General features: G+C 71.2%; 11 protein-coding genes. 3 read left to right on the top strand and 8 right to left on the bottom strand.

All coding sequences use genetic code 11. The annotated features are described in order from the left end of the window. The 3 genes from EAO75_RS07315 to EAO75_RS07305 form a co-directional block, all read left to right on the top strand. Window positions 1–4,530: helicase-related protein (locus tag EAO75_RS07315; protein ID WP_147994332.1), on the top strand; the 4,530-nt coding region annotated here is incomplete at its 5' end. A 54-nt stretch (window positions 4,531–4,584) separates the two neighbouring features. Continuing rightward, complete coding sequence (locus tag EAO75_RS07310) at window positions 4,585–5,493, top strand: Fpg/Nei family DNA glycosylase (protein WP_147994127.1); 909 nt, start codon at window positions 4,585–4,587, stop codon at window positions 5,491–5,493. Window positions 5,494–5,525: 32 nt separating this feature from the next. After that, entirely contained in the window at window positions 5,526–6,290 is a 765-nt protein-coding gene (locus tag EAO75_RS07305) for an SDR family NAD(P)-dependent oxidoreductase (RefSeq protein WP_147994126.1), read from the top strand. Here the strand turns inward: EAO75_RS07305 and EAO75_RS47090 are convergent. From EAO75_RS47090 to EAO75_RS07265, 8 genes are all read right to left on the bottom strand, one after another. After that, on the bottom strand, window positions 6,238–6,528 hold the full coding sequence (locus EAO75_RS47090) for a hypothetical protein (protein ID WP_147994125.1): 291 nt from the start codon (window positions 6,526–6,528) through the stop codon (window positions 6,238–6,240). The two genes, EAO75_RS07305 and EAO75_RS47090, sit on opposite strands and share 53 nt — an antisense overlap. Window positions 6,529–6,806: 278 nt before the next feature. Further along, a complete protein-coding gene (locus EAO75_RS07295; protein WP_030046881.1) occupies window positions 6,807–7,187 on the bottom strand; it encodes a helix-turn-helix domain-containing protein in 381 nt (126 codons plus the stop codon). Window positions 7,188–7,296: 109 nt separating this feature from the next. After that, window positions 7,297–7,842, bottom strand: a complete 546-nt coding sequence (locus tag EAO75_RS07290; protein ID WP_147994124.1) for a CinA family protein — start codon at window positions 7,840–7,842, stop codon at window positions 7,297–7,299. Beyond that, window positions 7,839–8,639, bottom strand: a complete 801-nt coding sequence (pgsA, locus tag EAO75_RS07285; protein ID WP_147994123.1) for a CDP-diacylglycerol--glycerol-3-phosphate 3-phosphatidyltransferase — start codon at window positions 8,637–8,639, stop codon at window positions 7,839–7,841. Before pgsA ends, EAO75_RS07290 begins: the two co-directional genes overlap by 4 nt. Further along, window positions 8,636–10,117 (bottom strand): 30S ribosomal protein S12 methylthiotransferase RimO, encoded by a 1,482-nt coding sequence (gene rimO / locus EAO75_RS07280; protein WP_147994122.1) that lies wholly within the window; start codon window positions 10,115–10,117, stop codon window positions 8,636–8,638. The genes pgsA and rimO overlap by 4 nt, the downstream gene beginning before the upstream one ends. A gap of 94 nt (window positions 10,118–10,211) precedes the next feature. Further along, the gene (locus tag EAO75_RS07275) at window positions 10,212–11,048 is read right to left on the bottom strand and encodes a helix-turn-helix domain-containing protein (RefSeq protein ID WP_147994121.1); all 837 of its coding nucleotides are present in this window, start codon (window positions 11,046–11,048) and stop codon (window positions 10,212–10,214) included. Window positions 11,049–11,332: 284 nt separating this feature from the next. Next, on the bottom strand, window positions 11,333–14,071 hold the full coding sequence (locus EAO75_RS07270) for a DNA translocase FtsK (RefSeq protein ID WP_261989168.1): 2,739 nt from the start codon (window positions 14,069–14,071) through the stop codon (window positions 11,333–11,335). Between the two features lie 160 nt (window positions 14,072–14,231). Beyond that, on the bottom strand, window positions 14,232–14,915 hold the full coding sequence (locus EAO75_RS07265) for a two-component system response regulator (protein ID WP_147994119.1): 684 nt from the start codon (window positions 14,913–14,915) through the stop codon (window positions 14,232–14,234). Between the last annotated feature and the right edge of the window lie 230 nt (window positions 14,916–15,145).

The raw sequence follows: 15,145 nt of genomic DNA, 5'->3' as shown, positions 1-15,145 counted from the left end.
CCGGACATCCTCATCACCACCCCCGAGTCCCTGTTCCTGATGCTGACGTCAGCGACACGCGACGCCCTGACCGGCATCGAGACGGTGATCCTGGACGAGGTCCACGCGGTGGCGGGCACCAAACGCGGCGCCCACCTGGCACTCACCCTGGAGCGCCTGGACGAGGTCCTCCCGAAGCCGGCCCGCCGCATCGGCCTCTCCGCGACGGTCCGCCCGGTCGACGAGATCGCCCGCTACCTCTCCCCCCGCCGCAAAGTGGAGATCGTCCAGCCGAAGTCGGGCAAGGAGTTCGACCTCTCGGTCGTGGTCCCGGTGGAGGACCTCGGCGAGCTCGGCGGCTCCCCGGTCGCAGAGAGCTCCGAGGGCACCGAACGCCCCTCGATCTGGCCGCACGTGGAGGAGCGCATCGCCGACCTGGTCCAGTCCCACCGCTCCACCATCGTCTTCGCCAACTCCCGCCGCCTCGCGGAACGCCTCTGCAACCGCCTCAACGAGATCGCCTACGAGCGCGCCACCGGCGAAACCCTGGACGAACACCACGCCCCGGCCGAACTCATGGGCGGCTCCGGCGCGGCCCAGGGCGCGCCCCAGGTGATCGCCCGCGCCCACCACGGCTCGGTCTCCAAGGAGCAACGCGCGCTCGTCGAGGAGGACCTCAAAGCCGGCCGCCTCCCGGCGGTCGTCGCCACGTCCAGTCTCGAACTGGGCATCGACATGGGCGCGGTGGACCTCGTGGTCCAGGTCGAGTCACCCCCGTCCGTGGCCTCCGGCCTCCAGCGCGTGGGCCGCGCGGGCCACCAGGTCGGCGCCGTCTCCACCGGCGTGGTGTTCCCGAAGTACCGCGGCGACCTGGTCCAGGCAGCGGTCGTCACCGAGCGCATGCGCACCGGCTCCATCGAGTCCCTCAGGGTCCCGACCAACCCCCTGGACGTCCTGGCCCAGCAGATCGTCGCCATGACGGCGATGGACACCTGGCAGTTCGACGACCTCCTCGCCATGGTCCGCCGAGCCGCCCCCTTCGCCTCCCTCCCCGAGTCCGCCTTCACCGCGGTCCTCGACATGCTGGCCGGCCGCTACCCGTCCGACGCCTTCGCGGAGTTGCGCCCGCGCGTGGTGTGGGACCGGGTCGCCGGCACGATCACCGGCCGCCCCGGCGCGCAGCGCCTCGCCGTCACCTCCGGCGGCACGATCCCCGACCGCGGCCTCTTCGGGGTCTTCCTGGCCGGTGCGGACCCGAAGAAGGGCGGCGGCAGGGTCGGCGAGCTCGACGAGGAGATGGTCTACGAGTCCCGCGTGGGCGACGTCTTCACGCTCGGCACGAGCTCCTGGCGCATCGAGGACATCACCCGCGACCGTGTCCTGGTCTCCCCGGCCCCGGGCGTACCGGGCCGGCTGCCGTTCTGGAAGGGCGACCAGCTGGGCCGCCCGCTCGAACTGGGCCGCGCGGTGGGCGCGTTCCTGCGCGAGGTCGGCTCACTGCCCAAGGACGACGCCCGCCTGCGCCTCGTCACCGCCGGCCTGGACGCCTGGGCGGCCGACAACGTCCTGTCGTACCTGGACGAGCAGCGCGAGGCCTGCGGCCACGTCCCGGACGACCGCACGATCGTCGTCGAGCGCTTCCGCGACGAGCTCGGCGACTGGCGCATCGTCGTCCACTCCCCCTTCGGCGCCCAGGTCCACGCCCCCTGGGCACTGGCCCTCGGCGCGAAGCTGTCCGAGCGGTACGGCATGGACGCCCAGGTCATGCACGCCGACGACGGCATCGTGCTGCGCCTGCCCGACGCCGACGTGATGAACCTGGACCTGCTGGACCAGGAACCGCGAAAGGCCGGCACGGAGTACGACGCCGACCAGGCGCCCGTCGGCGCGGCGGACGTCGTTTTCGACAAGGGCGACGTCGACCAGATCGTCACCGACCAGGTCGGCGGCTCGGCCCTGTTCGCGTCCCGCTTCCGCGAGTGCGCCGCCCGCGCACTGCTGCTGCCGCGCCGTAATCCCGGCAAGCGCACCCCGCTGTGGCAGCAGCGCCAGCGCGCCGCCCAACTGCTCCAGGTGGCCAGCGAGTTCGGCTCGTTCCCGATCGTCCTTGAGGCGGTCCGCGAATGTCTCCAGGACGTCTTCGACGTCCCGGGCCTGACAGAGCTCATGGGCGACCTCGAATCCCGCAAGGTGCGCCTCGTCGAGGTCACCACCGCCGAGCCGTCCCCGTTCGCCCGCTCCCTGCTCTTCGGGTACGTCGCCCAGTTCCTGTACGAGGGAGACTCCCCGCTCGCCGAGCGCCGCGCCGCCGCCCTGTCGCTCGACTCGCGGCTGCTGGCCGAACTGCTCGGCCAGGCCGAGCTGCGCGAGCTGCTCGACGCCGAGGTGCTGACGGAGCTGGAGCGCGAGCTTCAGTGGCTCACCGAGGACCGCCGCGTCAAGGACGCCGAGGGCGTCGCCGACATCCTCCGCCTCCTCGGCCCGCTCACCGACGCCGAGTTGGCCGAGCGGGGCGCCGAACCGCACTGGGCCCAGGAACTGGCCGGCGCCCGCCGCGCCATCAAGGTCCGCATCGCCGGCACCGACCACTGGGCGGCGATCGAGGACGCGGGCCGCCTGCGCGACGCGCTCGGTACAGCGCTGCCGGTCGGCGTCCCCGAAGCCTTCACCGAGCCGGTGAAGGACCCGCTCGGCGACCTCCTCGCCCGCTACGCCCGCACCCACGGCCCCTTCACGTCGGCCACGGCGGCGGCCCGCTTCGGGCTGGGCGCGGCGATCACCGACGGCGCTCTCCAACGGCTGGCGGCCGGCGGGCGCGTCGTACAGGGCGAGTTCCACCCGGCCGGCATCGGCCAGGAGTGGTGCGACGCGACGGTCCTGCGCCGCCTGCGCCGCCGCTCCCTCGCCGCGCTGCGGCACGAACTGGAACCGGTGCCGCCGGCCGCGCTCGCGCAGTTCCTGCCCCAGTGGCAGCACATCGGCAAGGGCCACGGCCTGCGCGGCATCGACGGACTGGTCCGCGCCATCGAGCAGTTGCAGGGCGCGTCCGTGCCGGCGTCCGCCCTGGAGAAGCTCGTCCTGCCGTCACGCGTGGCCAACTACACCCCCGCGATGCTCGACGAACTCACCTCGGCCGGCGAGGTCGTCTGGGCCGGAGCCGGTTCACTCCCCGGCAAGGACGGCTGGGTCTCCCTCTATATGGCGGACTCGGCCCCCCTGCTCCTGCCGCAACCCCATCCGCTGGAGCTGACAGCACTGCACCAGTCCGTCCTGGACGCGCTCTCCGGCGGCTACGGCCTGTTCTTCCGCCAGATCGCCGACCAGGTCCGCGCCACCACCCACCCCGACGCAACCGACCCCCAACTCGCCGACGCCCTCTGGGAGCTGGCCTGGTCAGGCCGCCTGACGAACGACACGCTGGCACCCATGCGCTCCCTGCTGGGCTCGGGCCGCACTGCGGGTTCCACGGCCCACCGCGCCAAGCGCACCGTCCCCCGAGGCCGCTACGGCTCCCTCACGGCCGCCGCCCGCCCCGCCTCCCGCACCGGCCCGCCGACCGTGGCCGGCCGCTGGTCCGTGCTCCCGGCACACGAACCCGACCCCACCGTCCGCGCCCACGCCCTGGCCCGCACCCTCCTCGACCGGCACGGCGTGGTGACCCGCGGAGCGGTCAGCGCGGAGGGCGTCGAAGGCGGCTTCTCGGCGACGTACCGCATCCTGTCCGTCTTCGAGGAGAGCGGCCAGGCGCGGCGCGGTTACGTGGTCGAGGGACTCGGCGCCGCCCAGTTCGCGATGGACGGCGCGGTGGACCGCCTGCGCGCGGTGTCCAACGCCCGCGACCGCGGCGACGACCTGCCGGGCCCGGCCGCCCCCGGCCCCTTCGGCTCACCTGTCCCCTACGACGTCTCAGGGAACCCCGGTGCTGACCGGGGCGACACCCCGGCATACGACGCCGGCGGCACCGCCGCGTACGACATCCCCGACCTAGACCACGACTTCCTGGACGCCCACCTCGGACCGAGCGAATGGGTCTCGCCCCGCGACCTCGCCCCCGAGAGCGGCCGACGCACCCCGCAGGGCCCCACATGGCACAACGGCGGCACCCCCTACAGCCAAGCCCCGGGCCCCAGCTCCGCCTCCCACCGCCGCCCCTCGCCCGACACCCGAGCCGTCGTCCTCGCCGCCGCCGACCCGGCGAACGCCTACGGAGCCGCCCTCGCCTGGCCCGAGCCCCCCACTGACGCCGGGCACAAGCCGGGCCGCAAGGCGGGCTCCCTGGTGGTCCTCGTCGACGGCGAGCTGACCCTCTACATGGAGCGAGGCGGCAAGACCCTGCTGGCTTGGCCCTCCGCCCCGGACACGGAACCCACCGACGACCCCCGCCTGCACACGGCGGCGGAGGCCCTTGCCTCGGCCGCCCGCGCGGGCTCCCTCGGCACGGTCACGGTGGAGCGCGTGAACGGCGCCTCCGCATTGACCTCCCCCATAGGCACCCTCCTGGAAGGAGCCGGCTTCATCGCGACCCCCAGAGGCTTGCGCCTGCGCGCCTGACCCTGCCCGCCGCCGCCCATCCGCGCGAGCCCCACCCCGTGCCACCCTTGACCCATGCCTGAAGGAGACACGGTCTGGCAGACCGCGAAGCGGCTCCACACCGCCCTCGCGGGCAGGACGCTGACCCGTAGCGACTTCCGGGTGCCCAAGTACGCCACGGTCGACCTCACAGGCCGCACCGTGCTGGACGTCACCCCCCGCGGCAAACACCTCCTCGCCCGCATCGAGGGCGGCCTGACGGTCCACTCGCACCTCGGCATGGAGGGCTCCTGGAAGGTGTTCGCCGACCAGCAGCGCTGGACAGGGGGCGCCGCCCACCAGATCCGCGTAATCCTCGCCGTCGCCCCCGACGCGACCGCCCCGGACACCGCCACCCCCCACTCAACCGCTGCGGACACCCGTCCCGCCCACACGGCCGTCGGCTACCGCCTCCCCGTCCTCGACCTCCTGCACACCGCCGAGGAGGACCGCGCCGTCGGCCACCTGGGCCCCGACCTGCTGGGCCCGGACTGGGACCCCGACCGCGCCCTCGTCAACCTCCTCGCGGACCCCGCCCGCCCCCTCGGCGAGGCCCTGCTGGATCAGCGCAACCTCGCCGGCATCGGCAATGTCTACAAGAGCGAGCTCTGCTTCCTGCTCCGCGTCACCCCCTGGCTCCCCATCGGCGCACTCCCCGCCGAGCACACCGCCCAACTGCCCGTCCTCGCCAAGAAGCTCCTGGAAGCCAACCGTGACCGCCTGGTCCGCAGCACGACCGGCCGCCGTGACCAGGACCTCTTCGTGTACGGCCGCGCCCGCCGCCCCTGCCTGCGCTGCACCACCCCGATCCGCGCGGCCGACCAGGGCGACGGTTCCCGCGAGCGCCCCACCTACTGGTGCCCGAACTGCCAGGCGGGCCCGGCCCCGCACACGACGCCCGGCACCGCCTCACGCGGCAGAACCCAACACCGTACGACTAATTGACGATCCGTCAGATTCACTCGTACCGTCCCTTCATGGCCGTCAAGGCGTACGACCTCACCGGACGCACCGCATTCGTCACCGGCGCCGCCAGCGGCATCGGCCGCGCGTCGGCCGTGCTGCTCGCCGAGGCCGGTGCCACCGTGCACTGCGCCGACCGTGACGCACAGGGTCTGCACGACACGGCGACCCTGATCAAATCGAGCGGCGGCAGCGCGCGAATCCACCACCTCGACGTCACCGATCGCGAACAACTCCGCCAAGCGATCGCCTCCTGCGAGCGGCTGGACGTGCTGGCCGCGGTCGCCGGGATCATGCACAGCAGCCCGGTACTGGAGACCCGCGACGAGGACCTCGACCGTGTGCTGAACGTCAACTTCAAGGGCGTGCTGCACGCCTGCCAGGAGGCGGCCCGCGCGATGCTCGACCAGCGCGTACGGGGCAGCATCATCACCATGGCCTCGGGCGCCGTGGACACCGGCGGCCCCGGCCTGCTCTGCTACGGCGCGGCCAAGGCGGCCGTCGTACAGCTGACGAAGACGCTGGCCACGGAGATGGGGCCGCACGGCATCCGCGTCAACGCGGTCGCCCCGGGCTGGATCCGCACCCCCATGACGGACCGCCACGACACGGCGGCGCAGGCTCACACGGAGACGTTCATGGCCCGCAGGTCGCCGCTGGGCCGGGTCGGCGAAGCGGAGGACGTCGCGCACGCGGTGCTGCACCTGGCGTCCGACGCGTCGTCCTTCACCACGGGGCAGATCCTGCGTCCGAACGGTGGGGTGGCGATGCCGTGGTAGCTGCCGTGGCGGCCCGCCCGGTCCGCCAGGCCCGCGCCCAGCGTCGCGGATCGACGGCTCCCACGGCCCGCGCCTTGGGCACACAGTGCACCGGCAACAGGCTCAACCCCCACCCTCCGGCGGCGACGGCCGCCTCCAGCACCCCCGTGTCCGGCGCCAGCGCGAGCCGCAGCACGGCCCACCACCACAGCGCCCCGAACCCGAGAGCCACCCCCCAGCGCGCTATCGGCCGTGCCATCCACTCACCTCCAGCCCGAGGCTAGGCCGCCCGCTCACCGGCCGGGAGGGCGCAGCAACGGCACGAGGACCCGGCGCGGGCCAACGCCTTCACTCCGCGTCGGGCGCCGTCACAACCTCCACCATGACCGCCGGGCCACACCCCGGCAAACGGACCGGGCACCCCCGTAACAGCACGAAACCCCGGCCGCGCTCCCCCAGGTCTCCCTGGAGAAGCCCCGGCCGGGGCCTCCTACAACTCCTCAGCGCGTGGTCAGTCCACGCGCACCGGCGTCGCTGTCACGCGGCGACCACGTCCACCGCCTCGGAAGGCGCCTTGATGGTCACCCGTTCCGGTGGCACGCCGGTCACCGACACGGAACCCAGCATCGGACGGACCGACGCGGGTACAGGCTCGCTGGGTGTGGCCGCAGCAGACTGGGCCAGCTCCGCGAGGGCGAGCTCGTCGCTCACTTCCCGCATGAGCTCGGACATCCGTACGTCCAGCGCGTCGCAAATCGCGGCGAGCAGCTCGGAGGAAGCCTCCTTCTGCCCCCGCTCCACCTCGGAGAGATAGCCGAGTGAGACTCGGGCGGACGAGGAGACTTCGCGCAGAGTACGGCCCTGGCGCTGGCGCTGCCGACGCAGCACGTCACCCAGCAGGCGACGGAGCAGAATCATCGGTGGCTCCCTCCTCGGACCGCGTAGCCGCATCCTTCACGCCCCACCGTACCGCCTTGCGCCGCGGCCGTGCGGGGAGCGATGTCGTGTTCACTCAGGGCTGCAAACATCAAAACCCCCCGTTCTGTTCCGTATCCTGTGCCCGCTCATTCCCAGTGTGTTCGCTCGCAAGCTCCTTCAGGAGCAGCGCGAGTACGCTCCGTACACTCTCCATACGAATTTCCTCGCGGCCGCCGTTCAACCGCAGGGCCTCCACTTTTCCGCCACCGGCAGAACCGGAGCCAGGACCGATGGGCCCGTCCAGGGCGACGAAAACGGTCCCGACGGGGTGTCCGTCCTGCATGTCCGGCCCCGCCACACCGGTCGTGGCGATGCCCCAGTCGGCTCCCAGGGCCTTCCGCACGCCTACCGCCATTTGGGCCGCGACCTGCGGATTCACCGCTCCGCGCTGCTCCAGCAAGGTGGCGTCGACGCCGAGCAGCCGGTGCTTCAGCTCGGTGGCGTAGGCGGTCACCGAACCCCGGAAGACCTTTGATGCCCCGGGGACGGTTGTGATGTCCGCCGCAACCAGTCCGCCTGTCAGCGACTCGGCGACAGCGAGCGTCTCACCCTTCACTGTGAGTAGTCGCACCACGTCGGCGGCCCGGGAACTCACGCTTCCGTCTCCTCCAACGCGGCCTTGCGCTCGGCGATTCCCTGCCTGCGCAGCACAATGGCTTGTCTCACATAGTCGAGCCCGGTCAACACGGTCAGGACGACGGCCGCGGCCATCACCCACCACCTCAGCGTGGCCAGCCACCCCGTCAGCGCCAGGATGTACATCCCGACTGCCACGCCTTGCGTGAGGGTCTTGAGCTTGCCGCCGCGGCTCGCCGGGATCACGCCGTACCGGATGACGATGAAACGCAGGAGCGTGATCCCGAGTTCCCGTCCGAGGATGACGATCGTCACCCACCACGGCAGATCGTCCAGTGCCGACAGACAGATCAGCGCCGCCCCCATGATCGCCTTGTCGGCGATGGGGTCGGCGATCTTCCCGAAGTCGGTGACGAGGTCGTACGTGCGCGCCAGATGACCGTCGAACAGGTCCGTGATCATGGCGATGGCGAAGGCCGCCCAGGCGAGTGAGCGCCACGCCGGGTCGTATCCGCCGTCGGCCAGCATCAGCGCGACGAATGCCGGCACGAGGACCAGCCGGAGCATGGTCAGAAGGTTGGCGATGTTCCAGACGCTGGCCTGGTTGACGGCCGCGGCCGCGATCTTCCCGCCGCGCGGGGATTTCGCACCGCCCTGGCCACCGGTCTCGGCATCGCTCGCCTTCGAGCCGCCTGCTCCGCCCGCTTTCGAGCCGCCCGCCTTCGACGACCCGGCCTTCGACGAGCCCACCGCACTCGCCTTGCCCGCCGCACCCGCCGGGGAGCCACCCGCGGCGGACGCCGGAACTCCGGTCATCTGTCCGCCTCCTCACTACACGCGAGCGTGCCCAGCAGCGGCTCGGCCACCAGGTCGACACCTTCCGTACCGACCACCTTCGCCTCGACCATACGACCGACGCTCAGCCCCTCGCTGCTCGTGAGCAGCACCTGGCCGTCCGTCTCCGGCGCCTGGTGTGCCCCGCGGCCGTGCGCGCCGTCCGCCGAGTCCTCGGAGTCGACCGACTCGACGAGCACGTACACACTCTCCCCGACGCGCTCCTCGGATCGCTGCGAGACGAGCTCCTCGGCCAGCCGGGAGACACGTGCCAGCCGCTCGGCGACGACGTCCTCGTCGAGCTTGTTGTCGTACGTCGCTGCCTCGGTGCCGTCCTCGTCGGAGTAGCCGAAGACGCCGATGGCGTCCAGCCGCGCGTGGTTCAGGAAGCGCTCCAGCTCCGCCAGGTCGGCCTCGGTCTCGCCGGGGAAGCCGACGATGAAGTTGGAGCGCACGCCGGCCTGGGGGGCCTTGCTGCGGATGGTGTCCAGCAGCTCCAGGAAGCGGTCGGTGTCGCCGAAGCGGCGCATCGCGCGCAGCACGTCGGGCGCGGAGTGCTGGAAGGACAGGTCGAAGTACGGGGCGACCTTCGGCGTCGAGGTCAGCACGTCGATCAGGCCGGGCCGCATCTCGGCCGGCTGGAGGTAGCTGACGCGGACGCGCTCGATGCCGTCGACCTCGGCGAGCTCCGGCAGGAGGGACTCCAGCAGGCGGATGTCGCCCAGGTCCTTGCCGTAGGAGGTGTTGTTCTCGGAGACCAGCATGATCTCCTTCACGCCCTGTTCGGCCAGCCACCGCGTCTCGTTCAGCACGTCGCTGGGCCGGCGCGAGATGAAGGAGCCGCGGAAGGACGGGATGGCGCAGAAGGAGCAGCGCCGGTCGCAGCCGGAGGCGAGCTTCACCGAGGCGACCGGGGTGCCGTCGAGACGGCGGCGCAGGGGCGCACGCGGGCCGGAGGCCGGAGCGAGCCCGTCCGGGAGGTCGACGGGGGCATGCCCGGGGAGCGCGACGTCGGCCGCCGACTCCTGCCGCTCGGCAGGGCTGATCGGCAGCAGCTTGCGCCGGTCGCGCGGGGTGTGCGCGGCGTGGATACCGCCGGACAGGATGGTCTGCAGGCGGTCCGAGATGTCCGCGTAGTCGTCGAAGCCGAGCACTCCGTCGGCCTCGGGGAGGGCTTCGGCGAGGTCCTTGCCGTACCGCTCGGCCATGCAGCCCACCGCCACGACGGCCTGGGTTCTTCCATGATCCTTGAGGTCGTTGGCCTCCAGGAGCGCGTCGACGGAGTCCTTCTTGGCGGCGTCGACGAAGCCACAGGTGTTGACGACCGCGACATCCGCGTCCGCGGCGTCCTCCACGAGGTCCCAGCCGTCCGCCTCCAAGCGGCCTGCGAGCTCCTCCGAGTCCACCTCGTTACGGGCGCAGCCAAGAGTGACGAGTGCGACGGTACGGCGTTCAGACATGGGCTCAAGACTACTTTGTCTCACTGACAGCCCACGTCGACGGGGTTGGCCGATCTTGGCCAACCCCGTCCTCACCTCGACCCTTCAGCCGGACTTATCCCGCCTGCGGGTCGCCCTTCGTGTACGTGAGGCGCTCCACGGCGCCGGGCTGCCAGTCGTCCTCGATCTTCTTGCCGTTGACGTAGAGGTCGATCGCGCCGGCGTCACCGAGGACCAGGTTGATCTTCTCGCTGTCCTGGAAGGTCTTGGTGTCGCCCTGCTTGAGGAGGCCGTCGAAGAGGAACCGGCCGTTGTGGTCCTTGGCCGCGATCCAGCTCCGTCCGTCGGCGGCGCTGACCTGGACGGTCACCTTGTCCTGCGGGACGGCGGCGATGGCGCTGTCCGACGGCTCCGGCTTGGGGTCCTTGGGCTTGTCGGTCTTCGGGGTGGGCGTGATCTTGTCGGACGTCGGAGTCGAGCCGCCCTCGGCGACGGCCGACTTGCCGCCGTCGTCCCCGCCCTTGAAGGCGGTGAACCCGACGAACCCGACCACCGCGACGATCGCGGCGACCATGGCCGCGGTCCAGTTGGGCCCGCGCCGCTCGGGACGGATGCGCTCCGCCTCGAACAGGGGGGCAGCCGGGGTCGGCGCCGGTCGTCCGCCGTGCGAGGCGTCGTACTGGGCGAGCAGCGGGGCCGGATCGAGGTGGACGGCCTTGGCCAGGGTCCGGATGTGGCCACGGGCGTACACGTCTCCGCCGCAGGGGGCGAAATTGTCAGCCTCGATGGCCTGCACGATGGCGATGCGGACCCGGGTGGCGTTGGTGACGTCCTCGACAGTCAGCCCGGCATCGAGGCGCGCCTGCCTCAGGGCACGGCCGATCGAGGGGCTGGATTCCTCGGGGACGTCTTCGAACGGACGCTCGTTTTCAGGGGAGTTGCCGATGGACACGGGGGCGCCTTTCGAGCGTTTAAGCCACCTGTGCTGGAGGTTCAGTCTAGGGGGGTAACGAAAGGGTGGGGCAACCGGGCGGTAGGACTTTGTACGCCATCGGTATGGCCGGACACACCGATGGTGGGGCACGAGTTTGTCGCCTCCCTCAACTTGACGTACGCCGAAGGGGAACGGTTGCTCAATGATCCCTTACGGGTGAGTCACGATCGGGCATCGGCTCATCGCTCACCCACCCACCCGCGAGGCGACCACTGCCTCCCGTATTCCGCGTCGGGCTCGCTTTATGCCTCCCCGCGGATCACGGCGAGCACTCCGTCCAGCTCATCAGGTTTCACAAGAACGTCACGAGCCTTGGAGCCCTCGCTCGGGCCCACGATGCCGCGGGACTCCATGAGGTCCATCAGCCGCCCCGCCTTGGCGARCCCGACGCGCAGCTTGCGCTGGAGCATGGACGTCGACCCGAACTGCGTGGAGACCACGAGCTCCGCCGCCTGGCACAGCAGGTCGMGGTCGTCGCCGATCTCCTCGTCGATCTCCTTCTTCTGCTTGGTCCCGACGGTGACGTCGTCCCGGAAGACGGGCGCCATCTGGTCCTTGCAGTGCTGGACGACGACCGCGACCTCCTCCTCGGTCACGAAGGCGCCCTGCATGCGGGTCGGCTTGTTGGCCCCCATCGGCAGGAACAGCCCGTCGCCCTTGCCGATCAGCTTCTCGGCGCCGGGCTGGTCGAGGATGACCCGCGAGTCGGCGAGCGAGGAGGTGGCGAACGCGAGCCGCGAAGGCACGTTCGCCTTGATCAGACCGGTGACGACGTCGACGGACGGCCGCTGTGTGGCGAGCACCAGGTGGATGCCGGCCGCGCGCGCGAGCTGCGTGATACGCACGATCGCGTCCTCGACGTCTCGCGGCGCCACCATCATCAGGTCGGCGAGCTCGTCGACGATCACCAGCAGATACGGATAGGTCTTGAGCTCGCGCTCACTGCCCTCGGGCGTCTTCAGCTTGCCGTCACGGATCGCCTGGTTGAAGTCGTCGATGTGCCGGTATCCGAACGCTGCGAGGTCGTCGTAGCGAAGGTCCATCTCCCGTACGACCCACTGGAGCGCCTCGGCGGCCCGCTTCGGGTTGGTGATGATCGGCGTGATCAGGTGCGGGATGCCCTCGTAGGCGGTCAGCTCGACGCGCTTGGGGTCGACGAGGACCATGCGGACGTCCTCGGGGGTCGCCCGCATCATCACCGAAGTGATCAAGCAGTTAATGCACGACGACTTACCGGAGCCGGTCGCGCCGGCAACCAGCACATGCGGCATCTTCGCGATGTTGGCCATCACGTAGCCGCCCTCGACGTCCTTGCCGAGCGCGACCAGCATCGGGTGGTCGTCCTCGGCGGCGGCCGCGAGGCGCAGCACGTCACCGAGGTTGACCATCTCGCGGTCGGTGTTGGGGATCTCGATGCCGACCGCGGACTTGCCGGGGATCGGGCTGATGATCCGCACGTCCGGGCTGGCGACCGCGTACGCGATGTTCTTCGTCAGCGCGGTGATCCGCTCGACCTTCACGGCGGGCCCGAGCTCGACCTCGTAGCGCGTGACCGTCGGCCCGCGCGTGAAGCCGGTGACCCGGGCGTCGACCTTGAACTCGGAGAAGACGGTGGTGAGCGACTCGACGATGGCGTCGTTCGCGGCGCTGCGCGACTTGCCGGGCCCGCCGCGCTCGAGGAGGTCCAGCGACGGCAGGGAGTAGGTGATGTCGCCGGACAGCTGGAGCTGTTCGGCGCGTGGCGGCAGGTCGCGCATCTCCTCGGGCGCTGCCTTGGTGAGGTCGGGAACCCCGGACTTGGTCAGGTCCGGGACCTCGGACTTGGGGAGCTTCTCCTGCTTGGGCCGCGCGGCCGGGACGGGCGTCGGTACCGGGGTGGTCTCCGCGCGGTCGCCCACGCTGACGCCCTGGGTGAGGTCGGCGACGATCGGCGAGGGCGGCATCCCGTGCAGGACGGCGCCGTCGAGCGCGGCAGCCGCGGCCGCCGCGACGTCCACAGCGTCCATGGGACGGTCCATCTCGGGCTGCGGCACCGCGGAGCGCCTCGGACGCCCGCGACGCCGCGAGAGGGCCTCCTGCTCGGCGCCGTCGGGGTCGTACGCATCACGCGCCGGCGCACGCCTGCGGGAACGTGCCGCGGGCACCGCGTCACGCCACTGCTCGTCGTAGCGCTGCTCGTCGTCGGTGTAGTCGTCGTCCTCGTCGGGGTCGGGCAGGATGCCGAGCTTGATGCCCAACTGCCGCAGCCGCTGCGGGATGGCGTTGACCGGGGTGGCGGTGACGACCAGCAGCCCGAAGATCGTGAGCAGCGCGAGCAGCGGTACGGCGAGGACCTCGCCCATGGTGTGCGTCAGCGGGGTCGCCGCACCCCAGCCGATCAGCCCGCCGGCGTCCCTTATGGCCTGCATGCCGTCGCTGCGGGCGGGCGAGCCGACGGCGATGTGGACCTGGCCGAGCACGCCGATGACGAGCGCGGACAGGCCGATGACGATGCGGCCGTTGGCCTCGGGCTGCTCGGGGTGCCGGATGAACCGTACGGCGATGACCGCGAGCAGTATCGGCACGAGCAGGTCGAGCCGGCCGAAGGCGCCGGTCACGATGATCTCGACAAGGTCCCCGACGGGACCGCGCAGATTCGACCAGGTGCCGGCGGCGACGATCAGCGCGAGGCCGAGCAGCAGCAGTGCGATGCCGTCCTTGCGATGGGCGGGGTCGAGGTTCTTCGCGCCCTGCCCTATGCCGCGGAACACCGCGCCGACGGCGTGCGCGAGCCCGAGCCAGATGGCGCGCACGAGCCGGTACACGCCCCCGGTGGGGTTGGGCGCGGGCTTCGGCGGCGCGGCTTTCTTCGCCGCGGCCTTCTTCGCCGGCGCCTTCTTCGCGGGGGCTTTCTTGGCGGCGGCCTTCTTCGCCGGAGCCTTCGCGGAAGCGGCCGCCTTCTTCGCTGGCGGCTTCTTGGCTGCGGAGGAACGTGAGGCCATGGGTGTGAGGTTACCGGTGGAGAAGGCGGCGGACACGTGTGCCCACTGCTTCACCCGTTCGTGTCGCCCTTGCGGAGGCGGCGAACTGACGCCGGTTCACGGACCGGTCACACACAGGACGATTGGGCGCCGCTCGCCGGCCAACCGGCGCATCACGACGTCAGTTCTGCGAGGGCACCGAGGACGCGCTCCCGGTGCCCGGCTCCAGGGCGTCCAGCGCCCGCCGCAATCCGGTGAGTTTGCGTTCGAGATGGGCCGCCGTGGCCACCGCGGCCGCGTCCGCCGACTCGTCGTCGAGCTGCTTGGACAGTGCCTCGGCCTGCTCCTCGACGGCGGCGAGCCGCGCCGACAGCTCGGCCAGCAGCCCCGCCGGCTCCTTGGAGTCGGCGCCCGCGGCCTTGCCGCCGCCACCCTCCAACTGGAGCCGCAGCAGCGCCGCCTGCTCCCGGAGCTGGCAGTTCTTCATGTACAGCTCGACGAACACGGAGACCTTCGCCCGCAGCACCCACGGGTCGAACGGCTTGGAGATGTAGTCCACCGCGCCCGCCGCGTAACCGCGGAAGGTGTGATGCGGGCCGTGGTTGATCGCGGTGAGGAAGATGATCGGGATGTCCCTGGTCCGTTCCCGCCGCTTGATGTGCGCGGCGGTTTCGAAACCGTCCATTCCCGGCATCTGGACGTCCAGCAGAATGACCGCGAAGTCGTCCGTCAGTAGTGCTTTGAGCGCTTCCTCCCCGGACGATGCCCGCACCAGGGTCTGATCGAGCGCAGAGAGGATCGCCTCCAGCGCCAGCAGATTCTCCGGCCGGTCATCGACCAGGAGGATCTTGGCCTTCTGCACCATGGCCCGCCCTCCTCGCCCCGGCAGTGCACCGGGCTCCGCCCCAGGGGACGGCTCCCTTACGCCGCCCGCCCTCGTGCCGGTCATGGTAGCCGCACCCCGCCTGTCGCCACACCCTGTCACCGCGATGTCACTGTGCACGTAGCAGAAACGCAGCAGGAGACCAGAAGGTTCCCCGAATCCCGCACTTCTACACGGCTTCGAGCACACTCAGTCAGCAACTCCGTGTGAAC

It is taken from the genome of Streptomyces sp. UW30 (assembly GCF_008042075.1).
GTDB lineage: Bacteria > Actinomycetota > Actinomycetes > Streptomycetales > Streptomycetaceae > Streptomyces.
The sequence above is the reverse complement of the archived record's forward strand: the minus strand, read 5'-3'. Positions and strand labels throughout refer to the sequence as shown.

Coding starts and splice junctions, on each gene's coding strand:
- pgsA (WP_147994123.1), bottom strand. CDS start 8,639: ATGACCGGAGTTCCGGCGTCCGCCGCGGGTGGCTCCCCGGCGGGTGCG.
- EAO75_RS07295 (WP_030046881.1), bottom strand. CDS start 7,187: ATGATTCTGCTCCGTCGCCTGCTGGGTGACGTGCTGCGTCGGCAGCGC.
- EAO75_RS47090 (WP_147994125.1), bottom strand. CDS start 6,528: ATGGCACGGCCGATAGCGCGCTGGGGGGTGGCTCTCGGGTTCGGGGCG.
- rimO (WP_147994122.1), bottom strand. CDS start 10,117: ATGTCTGAACGCCGTACCGTCGCACTCGTCACTCTTGGCTGCGCCCGT.
- EAO75_RS07265 (WP_147994119.1), bottom strand. CDS start 14,915: ATGGTGCAGAAGGCCAAGATCCTCCTGGTCGATGACCGGCCGGAGAAT.
- EAO75_RS07305 (WP_147994126.1), top strand. CDS start 5,526: ATGGCCGTCAAGGCGTACGACCTCACCGGACGCACCGCATTCGTCACC.
- EAO75_RS07310 (WP_147994127.1), top strand. CDS start 4,585: ATGCCTGAAGGAGACACGGTCTGGCAGACCGCGAAGCGGCTCCACACC.